This window comes from Streptomyces yunnanensis (assembly GCF_029011865.1).
Lineage (GTDB): Bacteria > Actinomycetota > Actinomycetes > Streptomycetales > Streptomycetaceae > Streptomyces > Streptomyces yunnanensis.
Window position 1 is genome coordinate 3,254,929 of record NZ_CP095749.1, and the last position, 15,896, is coordinate 3,270,824.

Consider the following 15,896-nt stretch of genomic DNA (forward strand, 5'->3'; position numbering starts at 1 on the left):
CGTCCGGTCGGGGCGGACGGACCGCCGGGCGGCCCCGGGAGCCCCGGGGCCGGCCGCGGTCAGCGGCCCGGCCGGACCACCAGGTCCTTGATCTCCGCGTCCCGCGGCAGGTCGATCGCGGTGAGGATGGCCGTGGCCACCGACTCCGGGTCGATCCACCGGGACGCGTCGTACGCCTTGCCCTCCTGGCGGTGGGTGCTCTCCTGCATGGGCGTGGCGGTGCGCCCCGGGTAGATCGAGGTGACCCGGACGCCGTTGTCGTGCTCCTCCGCGCGCAGCGCGTCGGCCAGCGCCTTCAGGCCGTGCTTGCTCGCGGCGTACCCGCCCCAGTTGGGGTTCGCGGTGAGCCCGGCACCGGAGTTGACGAAGACCACGTCACCCTTGGCGATCCGGACCAGCGGCAGCAGCAGCCGGGTGATCTCGGCGGGCGCGACGAGGTTGACCGCCAGCTGCCGCTGCCACGCCTTGGCCGGCAGGTCGCCGACCGCACCCAGCTCGATGACGCCCGCGATGTGCTGGATCGAGTCGAGCCGCTCCGGCAGCCGTTGGTGCCCGAGCGCCCAGTCGAGCTTCTCGGGGGTGGCGAGGTCACCGACGAGGGTGTGCGCCCCGGGGAACCGTTCCGCCAACTCCTTGGCCCGGCCGACGTCGCGCGCCAGCAGCCACAGCTCCTCACCGCGCTCGGCGAGCCGCCGCGCGACCGCCGCTCCGATGCCCGATCCGGCGCCCGTGATCAAGTGCGTACCCATGGAGGCGATCCTACGGCGTGCCCCCGGGAGCGGGTCAGCCCGCGGCGCCCGCCCACGCCTCCAGGTGGGCCAGCGCGCCCGCACCGTCCTCGGCGAAGAACACCAGCTCGGAGAGGGGAACGGGCAGGAAGCCCTCCGCCTCCATCCGCTCGAACTGGGCCTTGAGCCCGTCGTAGAAACCGGCGGTGTTCAGCAGCACCACCGGCTTGCTGTGCATCCCGTGCTTGCGCAGCTCCAGGATCTCGGTCGCCTCGTCCAGCGTGCCGGTGCCGCCCACCATGACGACGATGGCGTCGGCCCGCGCCAGCAGCTGCGCCTTGCGCTCGGCGAGGTCCTTGGTGACGACCATCTCGTCCGCGTTGGCGCGCGTCTTGTCCGCCAGGAACTCCACGGAGACCCCGAGCAGTTTCCCGCCGGCCTCCTGGACGCCGTCCGCCATGACCTTCATCAGTCCGGTGTCCGAACCGCCCCAGACCAGGGCATGTCCGCCCCGGCCGATCGATTCGGCGAATTCACGGGCGGGCACCACATAGCGGTCATCGAGGTCGGCGGCGGAACAGAAGACGCAGATATTCATGCCGTTCAGCCTACGGGCACGCGGCGGCCGCCCGACGGGGCGCGGGGAAGGACACCGGGCCCGGCCGCGGAGCGGTTCCGCGGCCGGGCCCGGCGGGGCGTCTAGATCAGGCCCTGGTCCAGCATCGCGTCCGCGACCCGCTCGAAGCCGGCGATGTTGGCGCCGGCCACGTAGTCACCGGGCCGCCCGAAGCGCTCGGCGGTCTGGTGGCAGGTGTCGTGGATCCCCCGCATGATGGCGGCGAGTTCGCCCTCCGCGCGCTCGAACGACCACGCCTCGCGGGCGGAGTTCTGCCGCATCTCCAGCGCGCTGGTCGCCACCCCGCCGGCGTTGGCGGCCTTGCCCGGGCCGAAGGCCACGCCGGCCTCCTTCAGCAGCGCCACCGCCTCCGGGGTGGTGGGCATGTTGGCGCCCTCGGAGACCGCCTTGACGCCGTTGCGGACCAGGATCCGGGCGGCGTCCGCGTCGAGCTCGTTCTGGGTGGCCGACGGCAGGGCCACGTCACAGGCGACGTCCCACACGCTCCCGCCGGCGACGTACTTGGCCGAACTGCCGCGCCGCTGCGCGTAGTCGCCGACCCGGCCGCGCTCGACCTCCTTGATCTGCTTGAGCAGCGCCAGGTCGATGCCCTTCTCGTCGACGACGTAGCCGCCGGAGTCCGAGACGGTCAGGACGTTGGCGCCGAGCGCCTGGGCCTTCTCGATGGTGTAGATGGCGACGTTGCCGGACCCGGAGACCACCACCTGCTGGCCGTCCAGCTCCTCGCCGCGCTGCTTGAGCATCTCCTCGGTGAACAGCACATTGCCGTAACCGGTGGCCTCCGTACGGGCCTTGGAGCCGCCCCACGCCAGGCCCTTGCCGGTCAGGACGCCGGCCTCCCAGCGGTTGGTGATCCGCCGGTACTGGCCGAAGAGGTAGCCGATCTCCCGGCCGCCGACGCCGATGTCGCCGGCCGGCACGTCGGTGTGCTCCCCCAGGTGACGGTGCAGCTCGGTCATGAAGGACTGGCAGAAGCGCATCACCTCGGCGTCCGACCTGCCGTGCGGGTCGAAGTCGCTGCCGCCCTTGCCGCCGCCGATGTTCAGCCCGGTCAGGGCGTTCTTGAAGATCTGCTCGAAGCCGAGGAACTTCACGATGCCGAGGTTGACGGACGCATGGAACCGCAGGCCGCCCTTGTACGGGCCGAGCGCGCTGTTGAACTCCACCCGGAAGCCGCGGTTGACCCGGATCTTGCCGGAGTCGTCCTGCCAGGGCACGCGGAACATGATCTGCCGCTCCGGTTCGACCAGCCGCTCCAGGACCTTGGCGTCCGCGAACTCCGGCCGGGCGGTGAGCACCGGTGCCAGCGTTTCGAGGACCTCCAGGGCCGCCTGGTGGAACTCCGCTTCACCGGGATTCCGACGGACGAGCTCGGCGTGCAGGGAAGCCAGCTCGGCGGTGAGACCGCTCTGCGTGACCCCCGTGTGAACAGTCGGCATGACTTCCGTTCCCTTCGTGGCCGACGAAAGCCGCGTGCCGTCCGGATCGCCGTTGAACCGTCGACGCGGGGCTCCGATGTCCCGTCGCATCGCCGACCCTATGCGCCGGGGACCGGCCCATCGAGGGCGGGGGTGCTCGACGCGCCAATCCTGTACGCGATTTCCCCAACTCCCGCGCCGTGCGGTCTCAGGCCGCGGCGGCCGGCGCCGGCTCGGCGTTCCCCGCCGCGCCGGCCTCGCCGGCGGCCCGGACCTCGGCCTTGACCATCTGCTCCATCGGCTCGGCGCAGCTGCCGCCCGCGACCACCATGGCCAGCAGGATCGCCACCACCGTCAGCACCGTGCCCAGCCACACCATGATGTGCACCGGCAGGGCGTACGCACCGACGACCTTGACCACGCACTCGATCAGCAGGGCGCTCCCCCAGACCGCCGAGAACCGCCGCTCCAGTTGCCGGAACCGCGCGCTGCGCGCCCACAGCCGGTCCCATGCGGCGTTCCCCTCGGGGCCGCCCTTGGTCACCCAGGGCCGGAGCCCGGCGGTCATCAGCGGCCGCCGGCCGCGCACCGAGAGCAGGATCGCGATCCCGACGACGCTGCTGACGCCGCTGTCCTTGGCCATCATCAGCCGGGCATCGCCGGTCAGGGTGCTCGTCGCCAACCCCACCACGTTGACGACGAGGATCAGCAGCGCGAGGCCGTTGACCTTCCGCTCCCGGGCCAGGCCCCAGATCGTGCGCAGCGCCGGGACCACGCTGCTCCAGGCCAGCGCGGCGACCGTGCTCATGCCGAAGCCCTCGGCGAGGAGGAAGTACGAGCCGAGCGGGATCGCGGCGTCCACGAGCAGCGGCGTCAGGCTCTGCAGGAGCGCCCTGCCCTGGCTCGTGGTGGCGGTGGCGGTGGCGGCTTGAGTCATGACGGGTCCCCCGGCGTGCGACGTGTGCTGTCTTCCTACGCCCTCATCCTCGCCGAGGGACCCCGTTCCGCATCAGGAGCAAGTGTCCTGTCCTCCCCATGACATTTGTCATTCCCGGTGCCGGCGCCGGCACCGGGAGCGGACGGGGAAGGGAGATCCGCCTGCGGACGCCTCTCGACTAGGCCGCGTCGGCCAGCTCCTGCGGCCTGACGACGACGTACGCCTGCCCCTCGGCCGCCCGGAAGCCGGTCTCGCGCCGGGACAGGAACGCGGTGATCGGGGTGTCGATGTGGTAGCAGAGCACCGAGGAGGGGACGGAGAAGACGCCGGGCGAGTCCGCGAAGAGCGGGGCCTCGGCCAGCACGTAGTTCAGACCGGCCCGCAGGTGTTCCGCGGAGAGGCCGACGCTGTCACCGGGCCGGTTCATCACCACGGCCCGCACCATGTCCTCGCAGGCGGTGGCGAATTCGGCGTCCTCCTCGAAGGCCCGGTCGGTGCGCTCGCGTACGGCTCGGTACTCAGGGGTCTCCTGGAGCTCGGACAGGGACCGGACACGGAACCGCTCGGCGTGGTCGCCCACGCTCTCCAGCGAGCGCCGGAGTCTGCGCCGCAGATCCTTGAGCGTGCGTTTGACCGATCGCTCGGCCTCCTGCGCGCTGCGGCCGTCGGCGATCAGCATCTCGTCGATGTGGGTGTCGACATAGACGACATCGGTGCGCTCGAAACGCTGCCCGGCCCATTGCAGCAGCATGATGGTGTTCTTCTGGCTGAAATAACTGTTGCCCGCACTGATTCCGATGAGGGCGTGCTCACCGCGTTGCCGGATCATTCGGCCGCGGTCGCCAAGTATTTCTTCCCGCATTCCGTGGTCCGGCGCGGGAACTAAGCCTGCAAGCATGCTAAGAAGTCCTTTTGGGGTTGCCCCGGACAGCGTCAGGGGGTTTCTATTTCCGGAAGAGCGTCTGCCATTTGGCGACACAGGTCGTCCAGAATCGCGCCCATGTCCCGGTCCTCGCCCATCGGCGCGAACATGACCTCGTCGAGACGCTCGCGCACAGCGGTCAGCCGTGCCGTGCTCCCGCCGTGTTCGTCGAGGAGTTGGAGCGCCCGACGGGCCCCGTCGGTACAGCGGTAAATTCCGTAGTCGGCCGGCTCCTCCAGGAGTCCGCGACCGCTGCTGAGCAGATAAACGGCGAGGAGCGCGATCTCCTCACGCAGTTGGGGCGGCAGCACGGTTTCCCCAGGATTCATAGTTGACGACCTCATTCTTGGCGCGGCGCTGGGAGGGGACGAGGGCTGTCGCGGGACGGCCGATCGGGACCACGAGCATCGGCTCGATGCGTTCCGGGATACCGAGCATGCTTTTGACGATCTCGGACCTGAAACTGCCCACCGGGCATCCGCCCAGGCCGGCCGCGTGCGCCGCGAGCAGCAGGTTCTCCACCGCCATGGCGACACAGAGCTTGCTGGTGTCGTAGATCTTCTGCGAGAGCTTCGGGGAGAGGTTGTCGGTCAGGCTGCGGTCGACGCAGGCCACGACGAAGAAGGCGGGGGTTCCCAGCACCCCGGGCGAGAACGCGCGCAGCCGGCGGACCGCGGCGGGCCTGCGCACCACCGTGAACGACCACGCCTGCCGGTTGGAGGCGGTCGGCGCGGCGAGCATGGCCTCCAACAGCTGCTCGATCAGCGCGTCGTCGACCGGCTCTTTCGCATAATTACGGACGGCGGTACGGGTCTTGAGGACCGTCCACGCGTCCGGCAAGGATTCCGGCGGCGATTCAGATGAACTGTGAGCCAACATCAATCCCTTTCTTTTTGGGCGCACCTCACACCCGCCGCGGTGCGGCGAATCTGATGGGTGGCGCCTCACCGGTTCTCGCCCGTCGGGACGGATCCACGGGCACGGCCGGGTCCGGCGGCAGGCAAAAGCGCATCGATTGCCCTGGGGCCGGATTCACGACCGGCCTGCCCGGCTGACCGGTGACTGAGTTCGATTCAGTTCGGCGGAACAATTTTTCGGACTAGGTGTACCAGCTCACGATCTGGCCGGACAAGGGGGGTTGGGAGAGCGTTCGTCACGGCGACGTGAATTTAAGCGTTCGGCAGTACCGAATTCACGCCACCGACGCAACAAAATCGGAAACCTTCCCACCGGTTTTCGGGGTGGCAAAAACCGGGCCGGGCCTGCCCCCGAAGGGACGGGCCCGGCCCGGACGGGTCGTTGTGACACGGTGCGTGCGCTCACTTTCGGACAGCCTTACACGCCACACGAGCCTCAGACGCCTCTGGTGTGTCAGATGTCTCAGCCGCGTCCGGCGTGTCGCGGACGGTCCGGCCGAGTCGGCCCTTCTCAGGCCACCGAAGCGGCCCGGCGGGTGGTGGCGATGGTGGCCGAACCCACCACGCGGGTCCCGTCGTACAGGACCACGGCCTGACCCGGGGCGACGCCCCGCACGGGCTCGGTGAAGGAGACCCGCAGCTCCTCGCCGACCACCTCGGCGGTGACCTCGGTCTCGCCGCCGTGGGCGCGCAGTTGGGCGGTGTAGACGGCCGGGCCGTCGGCCGGCGGGCGGCCGCACCAGCGCGGCTTGATGGCCGTGAGCGCGGTCACGTCCAGGGACTCGACGGGGCCGACGGTGACGGTGTTGTTCACCGGGGAGATGTCCAGGACGTAGCGCGGCTTGCCGTCCGCGGCCGGGGTGCCGATGCGCAGCCCCTTGCGCTGGCCGATCGTGAAGCCGTAGGCGCCCTCGTGGGTACCGAGCTTCGTGCCGGACTCGTCGACGATGTCGCCCTCGGCGCTGCCCAGTCGCTTGGCGAGGAAGCCCTGGGTGTCGCCGTCGGCGATGAAGCAGATGTCGTGGCTGTCGGGCTTCTTGGCGACGAACAGGCCGCGCCGGGCGGCCTCTTCGCGGATCTCGGTCTTGGTGGTGGGGGTGTCGCCGAGCGGGAACATGGCGTGCGCCAGCTGGCGGTCGTCGAGCACGCCGAGGACGTAGGACTGGTCCTTGGCCATGTCGGTGGCGCGGTGCAGCTCGCGGGAGCCGTCCTCGCGGAGGATCACCTGGGCGTAGTGGCCGGTGCACACCGCGTCGAAGCCGAGGGCGAGCGCCTTGTCCAGGAGGGCGGCGAACTTGATCTTCTCGTTGCAGCGCAGGCACGGGTTCGGGGTGCGGCCGGCCTCGTACTCGGCGATGAAGTCCTCGACGACGTCCTCGCGGAAGCGTTCGGCGAGGTCCCAGACGTAGAAGGGGATGCCGATGACGTCGGCGGCACGGCGGGCGTCGTGCGAGTCCTCGATGGTGCAGCAGCCGCGGGCCCCGGTGCGGAAGGACTTGGGGTTCTCGGACAGCGCGAGGTGGACGCCGGTGACGTCGTGGCCCGCCTCGGCGGCGCGGGCCGCGGCGACGGCGGAATCGACCCCGCCGGACATGGCGGCGAGGACGCGGAGGCGGCGGGGGGCGGCGGCATCAGTCATAGCCCCTCCAGAGTAGACGGAACCGGACGGCGCCCGGAAAGCGTTGTGGAGGCGTGGGAGAGGTGGAGGGCGTGCAGGGCGTTCAGGACACGGCGGCGGACGACGCGCGGGACGCGGAGTCGACGTCCCCGGGCACGGTGGACGGGGCGGCGGACGACGGGAAGCGCGCCGGGAGGCGGCTCACCCGGCGCCGGGGGCTGCTGCTCGGCGGCGGTGCCGCGGTGGCCGCGGGGGCGGCGGCGGTCGTGGCCCGCGAGGAGCTGGCGTACTGGTGGGCGCAGCTGCCGGGGAACGGCCGCCCCTGGAAGGAGGGCGAGGTCGACTTCGCCGGTGCGAGGGGGTACCTCCCTGTTCGAGCGAAGCCGAGAACTTGGGGGCGGTCGGCCGCCTCCCCGGCGAACTACCGACAGGCCAACCGCCCTGGCGTTCCACGCCGGGAACCGCGGCTACAACGAGCGCAGCGTGGGCATCGAGCACGCCGGATTCGTGGACCGGCCGGAGTCCTTCACCCCGGACATGTACGCGGCGTCGGCCCGGCTGACGGCCGGCATCTGCCGCCGGTACGACTTCCCGGCCGACCGGGAGCACGTCGTCGGTCACATCGAGGTCCCGGGGACGGACCACACCGACCCCGGGCCGCACTGGGACTGGGTCCGCTATCTGGCGCTGGTCCGGGCGGAGCTGCGCCGCCCCGCGGGCCGGGCGTAGCCGGGCACGACCTAGCTCAGCCCCGCGCCCCGGGCGCGCTCCACCACCGGGCCGATGACCTCCGCGAGGGCCGCCACGTCCTTCGCGGTGGAGGTGTGGCCGAGCGAGAAGCGGAGGGTGCCCCGGGCGAGGTCCTGGGACATCCCGGTGGCCAGCAGGACGTGGCTGGGCTGGGCGACGCCGGCGGTGCAGGCGGAGCCGGTGGAGCAGGCGATGCCCTGGGCGTCCAGGAGGAGCAGCAGGGAGTCGCCCTCGCAGCCGGGGAACGTGAAGTGGGCGTTGGCCGGGAGGCGGCCGGCCGGGTCCGGGTCGCCGCCCAGGACGGCGTCGGGGGCGGCCGCCTGCACCGCCTTGATCAGGTCGTCGCGGAGCGCGCCGATCTCGCGGGCGAACTCCTCCCGGTGCGCCACGGCGTGCCGGCCGGCCGCGGCGAACGCGGCGATCGCGGGGGTGTCGAGGGTGCCGGAGCGGACGTGGCGTTCCTGGCCGCCGCCGTGCAGCACGGGCACGGGGGCGTGCTCCCGGCCCAGCAGCAGCGCGCCGATGCCGTACGGGCCACCGATCTTGTGGCCGGAGACGGTCATCGCGGCCAGTCCGGAGGCGGCGAAGTCGACGTCCAGCTGGCCGACCGCCTGGACCGCGTCGGCATGCAGCGGGATCGCGAACTCCCGTGCCACCTCGGCCAGTTCGCGGATCGGCTGGACGGTGCCGATCTCGTTGTTGGCCCACATCACGGTGGCCAGCGCGACGTCGGCGGGGTTGCGGGCGATCGCCTCGCGCAGCGCCTCGGCGTGCACCCGGCCGTACTGGTCGACCGGCAGCCAGTCGACGGTGGCGCCCTCCTGCTCGGCGAGCCACTCGACGGCGTCCAGGACGGCGTGGTGCTCGACGGGGCTGACGAGGATCCGGGTGCGGGCCGGGTCGGCGGCCCGGCGGGACCAGTACAGCCCCTTCACCGCGAGGTTGTCGGCCTCCGTGCCGCCCGCCGTGAAGACGACTTCGCTGGGCCGCGCGCCCAGGGAGGCGGCGAGCGACTCCCGCGCCTCCTCGACGGTACGCCGGGCCCGCCGGCCGGCGGCGTGCAGGGAGGACGCGTTGCCCGTGACGGTCAGCTGGGCGGTCATCGCCTGCACCGCCTCCGGGAGCATCGGGGTGGTGGCGGCGTGGTCGAGGTAAACCATGGTGCGCTGATTCTACGAGCCACCCCGGGGCGCGTACCCCGCGCGGGGGCGCATTCCGCAGGGCGCACGACCTGATCGGGCCGCGGCGGCTCCGCGGTGCCCCGTCCCGTCGGCCCTGCGGGCCGCCCGGTCCACCCCTGCGACATGCACAGGAGGCGCCGGGCCAACCACCCCCGACGGTGCGGGAGTTCGCCGGGCGGCGCGGCTACTGCACCAGGATCGTGCGGGCCAGCTGGCGGGACTGGGCGACCAGGCGGTCCTCGGAGTCCCAGACCTCGGCGTCCTCCTCCAGGAAGCCGCCGGCCAGATTGCGGGTGGTGATGGCGACCCGCAGCGGGCCGGGGGCCGGGCGGTGGCGGACGTGACAGGTCAGCTCGACGGTGGGGACCCAGCCGCGCAGGCCCAGCTCGAAGGCGGTGGGCGGCAGCGCGTCGACGGTCAGCAGGAGGGAGAGCGGGTCGGGGTCGCGGCCGTCGGCCAGGCCGAACCAGCCACGCATCTCGCCCTTGCCGGACGGGGCGCCGACCGCCCAGCCCACGGTCGCCGGGTCGAGCCGGAGGTCCAGACGTCCGGCGATCGCGGTGCTGCCGGGGATCGCCGGGCGGCCGTCGGGGGCCATGGGGGTCCCCCCGCGCCGTTCAGGCGTGGGGGAGGTGCCCAGGCAGTGCTCGTAGGGCGGGATGGCCGGGGGCTTGGCGGTGGTGCGGACGTCGTCGGGGAGGGCTGCGAGGTCGCCGTAGGTGGCCAGCACCCGCATCCGCTCGACCTCGCTGCCGTCGTCGGCGTACTGGACGAGGGTGGCGGCGCCGGTGGAGAGGGTGCGGCCGGTGCGGATCACCTCGGTGCGGACGACGGCGGGGCCGGGCACCGAGGCCGTCAGGTAGTGCGCGGTGACGGTGAGCGGGTCCGGGTGCGGCAGGGCGTCGCCCAGGGCGCGGCCCATGAGAGCGAGGAGGTAGCCGCCGTTGACGGCGTTGATGATCGTCCAGCCCTCGGAGAGGTGCGCGTCGTAGACGCCCGGGGCGCTCCGGGTGACCGCGGTGTCGCGGTCGAACTCGCTGTTTCCTACGGTCACCGATGCCATGTCGGCACGCTACACGGCTTTATTACCGACCGGTAGTGTCAATTTCAAGGAACGGAACGGCGACGGACGGGGAACGCGGCCGGAGCCGCCGCTTCCGCGGCTGTCATCATGACCGCATGCTTCATGTGCTCTACCTGATCGGCGTCGCGGCCTTCGCCGCGAGCGGCGTGCTGGCGGCCTACCGCGCCAACATGGACCCGTTCGGCGGCCTCGTCCTCGCCTTCGCCGCGTCCATCTCCGGCGGCACCCTGCGCGATCTGATCCTGGACCGGCGGCCGCTGTACTGGACGCACGACTGGGTACTGCTGACGGTGATCATCTGCGTCGGCGTGGGCACCATCGTCTATCTGCGTTTCTGGTCGCTGCCGCGGAAGTCGCTGCTGGTGGTGGACGCGATCGGACTGTCCGTGGTCACGGTGATAGGGGCCCGGGCGGCGATCTCGGCGGGCGCCACCCCGCTCGCGGTGATCATCCTGGCGGTGCTGACCGGCGTGGCCGGCGAGGTCATCCGCGATGTGCTGTGCGGGGAGTTCCCGCCGCTGCTGCTGCGCGAGGACGTCTACGCCATCGCGGCGCTGGCCGGCGCCTGCTGCTATCTCCTGATGGACCGCCTCGGGGCCGGGGCCAACCCCGCCGCGGTGGTCTCGGCGGGGTTGGTGTTCGCACTCCGGATGGGCGCGCTCTATCTGGGGCTGCACCTGCCCCGGCCGCAGCAGCTGCGCGGCCGGGGGCGCGAGGACGCCGGCTAGCCGGTCACCGCTCCGACAGCGCGGGGCGGCTCTGGGTGTCCAGCCAGGTGTGGAAGAGGTCGCCCAGGCGCTGCCCGGAGATCTTCTCGGCCAGCGCGACGAAGTCGGCGGTGTCCGCGTTGCCGTAGCGGTGCCGGGCGGTCCAGGCCGGCAGCAGGCGGAAGAACGCCCGGTCGCCGATGCGTTCGCGGAGCGCCTGGAGGGTCATCGCGCCGCGCTCGTAGACCGCGTCGGAGAACATGGTGTCCCGCTGCGGGTCGGAGACCTTGATCTTCCAGAAGGCGTCGTCGGCGGGTATCCCCTGGTACGCCTTGCGGAAGGCGTCGTGGGCGGTGGCGGTGCCCTTGTGCTCGGCCCACAGCCACTGGGCATAGGTGGCGAAGCCCTCGTTGAGCCAGATGTCCTTCCACTGCCGGACCGAGACCGAGTCGCCGAACCACTGGTGGGCCAGCTCGTGGACGATGGTGGTCTCGTTGCGGACGGCGGAGTAGGCCGGCTTGGACTGCACCTCCAGGGAGAAGCCGGCCTGCGGCATGTCGTCCACGATCGCGCCGGTCTCCTCGAAGGGGTACGGCCCGAAGACCTTCGACCAGTAGTCGGTGGCCGCCGCGGTGACGCCGTAGACGTCGACCTTGCCGGTCGGCAGGGTCGGGTCGGTGGCGACGTAGATCGGGGTGCCGCCGGGGGTGGTGCCGGTGCGCACGTCGAACTTCCCGATGGTGGCGGTGGCCAGGTACGGCGCCATCGGGCGGTTCTCGCGCCAGTGGAACCACGCCCGGTCGCCGTGCTCGCCGGAGCCCACCAGCCGCCCGTTGGAGACCCCGGTCAGGCCCTTGGGGGCGTCGATGCGGATGTCGTAGGTGGCCTTCTCGTCCGGGTGGTCGCTGGAGGGGAACCACGTCGAGGCGGCGTTGGGCTCGCAGGCCACGAAGACGCCGTCCTTGGTCTTCATCCAGCCGTACTGCGAACCGAAGACGATCGGGCCGCTGAGCGGCTGGGGGACGCCGTGGTAGACGACGGTGACCGCGAAACGCTCGCCGCGGGCGAGCGGGCGGCCGGGCCGGATGACGAGTTCGTCGCCGGTTCTGGAGAAGCGGGCGGGGCGGCCGTCGACCCGGACCTGGTCGACGGTCAGCTTCTGGAGGTCCAGGTCGAACGAGGAGAGGTCCTGGGTGGCCCGGGCGGTCAGCGTGGTCCTGCCGTCCAGCCGGCCGGAGTCGGGGTGGTAGCTGACGCCGAGGTCGTAGTGGAGGGGCCGGTAGCCCCCGTTGCCCAACCCGGGGAAGTAGGGGTCACCGATGCCGGGGGCGCCCGGCGTGGCCGCGGGGGCCGCGGCGATGGTGGCGGCCGAGGCCACCGCGGTGGCCAGGGCGAGCCAACGGGAGGAGCGACGCGCAGAACGGGAGAGTGCCATGAGCCGTCCCTTCGAGTACGCGGATGCGTGATGAACAACCGCGCCGACTCTGCACTCTCCCGTCCGTCTTCACCAGCGACTTTGCCAAGTCGTCGGGCGTTACTGCCCGGTTGATGCCTTACCGTCCGAACTTTCGGTCACCGCACCGGAGTTGTCCGACTCGTCTTCGGGGTGGTGGCAGGCCACCTGGTGCCCGGTCCGCAACTGGATCAGCGGCGGCTCGGTGGTGGTGCACTCCTCGGTCGCCTTCCAGCAGCGGGTGCGGAACCGGCAGCCGGACGGCGGGTTGATCGGCGAGGGGACGTCGCCCTTGAGCAGGATCCGGCCGCGCTGGGTGCGCCGCTTGGGGTCGGGCACCGGCACGGCCGAGAGCAGCGCCTTGGTGTACGGGTGCCGGGGCGAGGCGTAGAGGGAGTCCCGGTCGGCCAGTTCGACGATCTTGCCGAGGTACATCACCGCGATCCGGTCCGAGACGTGCCGGATGACCGAGAGGTCGTGCGCGATGATCACGTAGGTCAGGCCCAGCTCCTCCTGGAGGTCGTCCATGAGGTTGACGACCTGGGCCTGGATGGAGACGTCGAGGGCGGAGACCGGCTCGTCGGCGACCACCAGCTTCGGCTTGAGGGCCAGCGCCCGGGCGATGCCGATGCGCTGGCGCTGACCGCCGGAGAACTCGTGCGGATAACGGTTGTAGTGCTCCGGGCTCAGGCCCACCAGCTCCAGCAGCCGCTGCACCTCCTTCTTGACCCCGCCCTCGGGCTCGACGCCCTGGAGCCGGAAGGGGGTGGAGACGATCCCGCCGATGGTGTGCCGCGGGTTCAGCGAACCGTACGGGTCCTGGAAGATCATCTGGATGTCGCGGCGCAGCGGGCGCAGCCGGCCCGGGGACAGGTGGGTGATGTCCTGGCCCTCGAACTCGACCGAGCCGCCGGTCGGTTCGTCGAGCCGGGTGATCAGCCGGCCCATCGTCGACTTGCCGCAGCCGGACTCGCCGACGACGCCCAGCGTCTCCCCGGGGAAGACGTCGAAGTCGATCCCGTCGACCGCCTGGACGGCGCCGACCCTGCGCTTGAGCAGGCCCTTGGTGATCGGGAAGTGCCGGACCAGGCCGCGGACCCGCAGCAGCGGCTCGTCCTGGGCGGCGCGCCCGGAGCGCTCGGCACGCCCGACCTCAGGGGTCGCCGCGGGCTTCTCGGGCTTCGCGGCCTTCTCCGTGTTCACCGCCTTCTCGGCGCTCTCGGCGTTCCCGGCCGGCTCGGCCTGCTCGGCGCCCCCGGCCTGCTCGGTCTGCTCCGCGCTCTCGACCCGCTCGGCCTGCTCGGGCTTCGCGGTCGCCTCAGGCTTCTCAGTCTTCTCAGTCTTCTCGGTCAAAGCTTCGGCGCAATCTCTTCGGTCCAGATACGCTCCCGCTCCTCCCGCGGCAGGTGGCAGGCGGAGAAGTGCCGGCCGTCGACCTGCTGCAGTTCGGGGCGCACCGTGCGGGTGACGTTGTCCTTGGGGACGTCCGCGTACGGGCAACGGGGGTTGAAGGCACAGCCGGACGGCACGTTGATCAGGCTGGGCGGCGAGCCCTTGACCGGGATGAGCCGGTCGGTCTGGTCACGGTCGATCCGCGGCATGGAGCCGAGCAGGCCCCAGGTGTAAGGGTGCTGCGGGGTGGCGAACACCTCGTCCGAGGGGCCCCGCTCCACGCACCGGCCGCCGTACATCACCAGCAGGTCGTCGGCGAGCTCGGCGACCACGCCCAGGTCGTGGGTGATGATGATGACGGCCGAGCCGAACTCCTTCTGCAGATCGCGGATCAGGTCCAGGATCTGCGCCTGGACGGTGACGTCCAGGGCGGTGGTCGGCTCGTCCGCGATCAGCAGCTCGGGGTTGTTGACCAGCGCCATGGCGATCATGGCGCGTTGGCGCATACCGCCGGAGAACTGGTGCGGATGGTCGTCCACCCGCTTGTCCGGCTGCGGGATGCCGACCCGGTCGAGCATCTCCACGGCGCGCTTGCGGGCGGTCTTCCTGTCGACGTCGTGGTGGACCCGGTACGCCTCCACGATCTGCTGGCCGACCGTGTAGAAGGGGTGCAGCGCGGACAGCGGATCCTGGAAGATCATCGCCATCTCGCGGCCGCGCAGCCGGCGCACCTCGTCCGGGTCGGCGGCGACCAACTCCTTGCCGTCCAACCAGATTTCGCCGGACATCCGCACCTTGCTGCGCTGCTGGCGGGAGGCCCGGTGCAGGCCCATGATCGCCAGTGAGGTCACCGACTTGCCGGAGCCGGACTCGCCGACGATACCGAGCGTCTTGCCCTTCTCCAGGCTGAAGGTCAGCCCGTCGACGGACTTCACCAGGCCGTCGTCGGTGGGGAAGTGCACCTTCAGGTCCCGCACGTCGAGGAAGGCGGAGGGGGCCTTGGCCGTGGGCGCGGGGGCGGGGGCGGGCTCGGCGGCGGGCCGCCCGGCCTCCGTGGTCTTGTCCTCGGAAGAGTCGGTCATGAGAGCCTCACCCGCGGGTCGACGGCGGCGTACAGAACGTCCACCACCAGGTTGCACATGACGATGAAGAACGCGGCGAGCAGGGTGACGCCGAGAATGTTGGGCAGGTCGTTGGCGTTGATGGAGTCGACCGCGAAGGCGCCGACCCCCTTGAGCGAGAAGACCTGTTCGGTGATGAGCGCACCACCGAGCAGCAGGCCCAGGTCCATGCCGAAGACGGTGATGATCGGGGTGAGCGCGGCCCGCAGTCCGTGCCGGATCACCACCCGGCGCTCCCGCAGGCCCTTGGCGCGGGCGGTGCGGATGTAGTCCTCGCTCAGCGTCTCCAGCATGCCCGCCCGGGTGAGCCGGGCGTAGAGCGCCGAGTAGAGGAAGGCCAGGGTGACCCAGGGCAGGACCATGGTCTGCGCCCAGCCCGCCGGATCGTCCAACAGCGGTACGTAGTCACTGCGTTGGAAGACCGGCCACTGGTAGGTGAACAGGGCCAGCGCCAGCGCGCCGGTGAAGAACATCGGGAGCGAGACGCCGGCCAGCGCCACGCCCATCGCCATCCGGTCGAAGAGCGAACCGGGGCGGAGTGCGGAGAGCACGCCGGTGGCGACGCCGGACAGCACCCACAGCACCGCCGCGCCGGCGGCCAGCGACAGGGTCACCGGGAGCCGGGACTGGATCTCCGGCCAGACCTCGATGTGGGTCTTGAAGGAGTAACCGAAGCACGGCACATGGCACGTGGCCGCCTCCGGGCCGAACTTGTAGTCGACGCCGACGAAGATGCCCTTGAGGAAGTCCCAGTACTGCTCGTACACGGGCTTGTCCAGGCCCAGGTTCTTCTTCACCGCGGCGATGTCCGCGGCCGTGGGGGCCTTTCCGATGTACTGCTGGGCAAGCTGGTCGGTGCTCTGCCCGGCCAGCTTCGGCAGCAGGAAGAAGATGCCGAAGGTGACCGCGCTGACGATCAGCAGCAGGATCACTGCGCTGATCAACCTGCGGATGATGTACGAGAACACGGGGATGCGGCGCCGGTGCCGCGGGCCGGGAGCGACCGGCCCGCGGACACCAATGCCTTCACC

General features: G+C 71.3%; 15 protein-coding genes and 1 pseudogene. 2 read left to right on the forward strand and 14 right to left on the reverse strand.

The window, feature by feature from the left end:
- Positions 1 to 59 precede the first annotated feature (59 nt).
- From MOV08_RS14035 to mnmA, 8 genes are all read right to left on the reverse strand, one after another.
- A complete protein-coding gene (locus MOV08_RS14035; RefSeq protein ID WP_039632571.1) occupies positions 60 to 749 on the reverse strand; it encodes an SDR family oxidoreductase in 690 nt (229 codons plus the stop codon).
- Positions 750 to 783: 34 nt separating this feature from the next.
- Positions 784 to 1,326: an LOG family protein gene (locus tag MOV08_RS14040; RefSeq protein ID WP_275307660.1), complete on the reverse strand. Its 543-nt coding sequence runs from the start codon at positions 1,324 to 1,326 to the stop codon at positions 784 to 786.
- Positions 1,327 to 1,427: 101 nt separating this feature from the next.
- Positions 1,428 to 2,804, reverse strand: coding sequence for an NADP-specific glutamate dehydrogenase (gdhA, locus tag MOV08_RS14045; RefSeq protein ID WP_052286734.1), 1,377 nt, complete (start codon positions 2,802 to 2,804; stop codon positions 1,428 to 1,430).
- A 187-nt stretch (positions 2,805 to 2,991) separates the two neighbouring features.
- On the reverse strand, positions 2,992 to 3,720 hold the full coding sequence (locus MOV08_RS14050; RefSeq protein ID WP_039632575.1) for a VC0807 family protein: 729 nt from the start codon (positions 3,718 to 3,720) through the stop codon (positions 2,992 to 2,994).
- A 178-nt stretch (positions 3,721 to 3,898) separates the two neighbouring features.
- A complete protein-coding gene (locus tag MOV08_RS14055; protein ID WP_078875740.1) occupies positions 3,899 to 4,618 on the reverse strand; it encodes a tRNA-dependent cyclodipeptide synthase in 720 nt (239 codons plus the stop codon).
- A gap of 35 nt (positions 4,619 to 4,653) precedes the next feature.
- The gene (albB, locus tag MOV08_RS14060) at positions 4,654 to 4,971 is read right to left on the reverse strand and encodes an albonoursin biosynthesis protein AlbB (protein WP_039632579.1); all 318 of its coding nucleotides are present in this window, start codon (positions 4,969 to 4,971) and stop codon (positions 4,654 to 4,656) included.
- Complete coding sequence (locus tag MOV08_RS14065; RefSeq protein WP_275307661.1) at positions 4,931 to 5,521, reverse strand: nitroreductase family protein; 591 nt, start codon at positions 5,519 to 5,521, stop codon at positions 4,931 to 4,933. The genes albB and MOV08_RS14065 overlap by 41 nt, the downstream gene beginning before the upstream one ends.
- A gap of 549 nt (positions 5,522 to 6,070) precedes the next feature.
- Complete coding sequence (mnmA, locus tag MOV08_RS14070) at positions 6,071 to 7,198, reverse strand: tRNA 2-thiouridine(34) synthase MnmA (protein ID WP_039632583.1); 1,128 nt, start codon at positions 7,196 to 7,198, stop codon at positions 6,071 to 6,073.
- 137 nt (positions 7,199 to 7,335) lie between these two features.
- Here mnmA and MOV08_RS14075 point away from each other — a divergent pair.
- Positions 7,336 to 7,906 (forward strand): annotated as a pseudogene (locus MOV08_RS14075) (N-acetylmuramoyl-L-alanine amidase).
- An 11-nt stretch (positions 7,907 to 7,917) separates the two neighbouring features.
- Here MOV08_RS14075 and MOV08_RS14080 read toward each other — a convergent pair.
- Positions 7,918 to 9,087 carry a cysteine desulfurase family protein gene (locus MOV08_RS14080; RefSeq protein WP_275307662.1) on the reverse strand — a complete coding sequence of 390 codons (1,170 nt, stop codon included), beginning with the start codon at positions 9,085 to 9,087 and terminating at the stop codon, positions 7,918 to 7,920.
- Positions 9,088 to 9,292: 205 nt separating this feature from the next.
- The gene (locus MOV08_RS14085; protein ID WP_039632587.1) at positions 9,293 to 10,171 is read right to left on the reverse strand and encodes a thioesterase family protein; all 879 of its coding nucleotides are present in this window, start codon (positions 10,169 to 10,171) and stop codon (positions 9,293 to 9,295) included.
- A gap of 116 nt (positions 10,172 to 10,287) precedes the next feature.
- Here MOV08_RS14085 and MOV08_RS14090 point away from each other — a divergent pair, with 116 nt between their 5' ends.
- Positions 10,288 to 10,920 (forward strand): trimeric intracellular cation channel family protein, encoded by a 633-nt coding sequence (locus MOV08_RS14090; protein WP_039632589.1) that lies wholly within the window; start codon positions 10,288 to 10,290, stop codon positions 10,918 to 10,920.
- Positions 10,921 to 10,924: 4 nt separating this feature from the next.
- Here MOV08_RS14090 and MOV08_RS14095 read toward each other — a convergent pair whose 3' ends face one another.
- The 4 genes from MOV08_RS14095 to MOV08_RS14110 form a co-directional block, all read right to left on the reverse strand.
- Positions 10,925 to 12,334: a M1 family metallopeptidase gene (locus MOV08_RS14095; RefSeq protein ID WP_275307663.1), complete on the reverse strand. Its 1,410-nt coding sequence runs from the start codon at positions 12,332 to 12,334 to the stop codon at positions 10,925 to 10,927.
- A 99-nt stretch (positions 12,335 to 12,433) separates the two neighbouring features.
- On the reverse strand, positions 12,434 to 13,459 hold the full coding sequence (locus MOV08_RS14100) for an ABC transporter ATP-binding protein (protein ID WP_275311777.1): 1,026 nt from the start codon (positions 13,457 to 13,459) through the stop codon (positions 12,434 to 12,436).
- Between the two features lie 242 nt (positions 13,460 to 13,701).
- Positions 13,702 to 14,826 (reverse strand): ABC transporter ATP-binding protein, encoded by a 1,125-nt coding sequence (locus MOV08_RS14105; protein ID WP_275307664.1) that lies wholly within the window; start codon positions 14,824 to 14,826, stop codon positions 13,702 to 13,704.
- Complete coding sequence (locus MOV08_RS14110) at positions 14,823 to 15,833, reverse strand: ABC transporter permease (RefSeq protein WP_039632596.1); 1,011 nt, start codon at positions 15,831 to 15,833, stop codon at positions 14,823 to 14,825. The genes MOV08_RS14105 and MOV08_RS14110 overlap by 4 nt, the downstream gene beginning before the upstream one ends.
- Positions 15,834 to 15,896 lie beyond the last annotated feature (63 nt).

Bases quoted from the DNA above. Each gene is read 5' to 3' on its own strand.
- MOV08_RS14035 (WP_039632571.1), bottom strand. From the start codon at position 749: ATGGGTACGCACTTGATCACGGGCGCCGGATCGGGCATCGGAGCGGCG.
- MOV08_RS14040 (WP_275307660.1), bottom strand. From the start codon at position 1,326: ATGAATATCTGCGTCTTCTGTTCCGCCGCCGACCTCGATGACCGCTAT.
- gdhA (WP_052286734.1), bottom strand. From the start codon at position 2,804: ATGCCGACTGTTCACACGGGGGTCACGCAGAGCGGTCTCACCGCCGAG.
- MOV08_RS14050 (WP_039632575.1), bottom strand. From the start codon at position 3,720: ATGACTCAAGCCGCCACCGCCACCGCCACCACGAGCCAGGGCAGGGCG.
- MOV08_RS14055 (WP_078875740.1), bottom strand. From the start codon at position 4,618: ATGCTTGCAGGCTTAGTTCCCGCGCCGGACCACGGAATGCGGGAAGAA.
- albB (WP_039632579.1), bottom strand. From the start codon at position 4,971: ATGAATCCTGGGGAAACCGTGCTGCCGCCCCAACTGCGTGAGGAGATC.
- MOV08_RS14065 (WP_275307661.1), bottom strand. From the start codon at position 5,521: ATGTTGGCTCACAGTTCATCTGAATCGCCGCCGGAATCCTTGCCGGAC.
- mnmA (WP_039632583.1), bottom strand. From the start codon at position 7,198: ATGACTGATGCCGCCGCCCCCCGCCGCCTCCGCGTCCTCGCCGCCATG.
- MOV08_RS14080 (WP_275307662.1), bottom strand. From the start codon at position 9,087: ATGGTTTACCTCGACCACGCCGCCACCACCCCGATGCTCCCGGAGGCG.
- MOV08_RS14085 (WP_039632587.1), bottom strand. From the start codon at position 10,171: ATGGCATCGGTGACCGTAGGAAACAGCGAGTTCGACCGCGACACCGCG.
- MOV08_RS14090 (WP_039632589.1), top strand. From the start codon at position 10,288: ATGCTTCATGTGCTCTACCTGATCGGCGTCGCGGCCTTCGCCGCGAGC.
- MOV08_RS14095 (WP_275307663.1), bottom strand. From the start codon at position 12,334: ATGGCACTCTCCCGTTCTGCGCGTCGCTCCTCCCGTTGGCTCGCCCTG.
- MOV08_RS14105 (WP_275307664.1), bottom strand. From the start codon at position 14,826: ATGACCGACTCTTCCGAGGACAAGACCACGGAGGCCGGGCGGCCCGCC.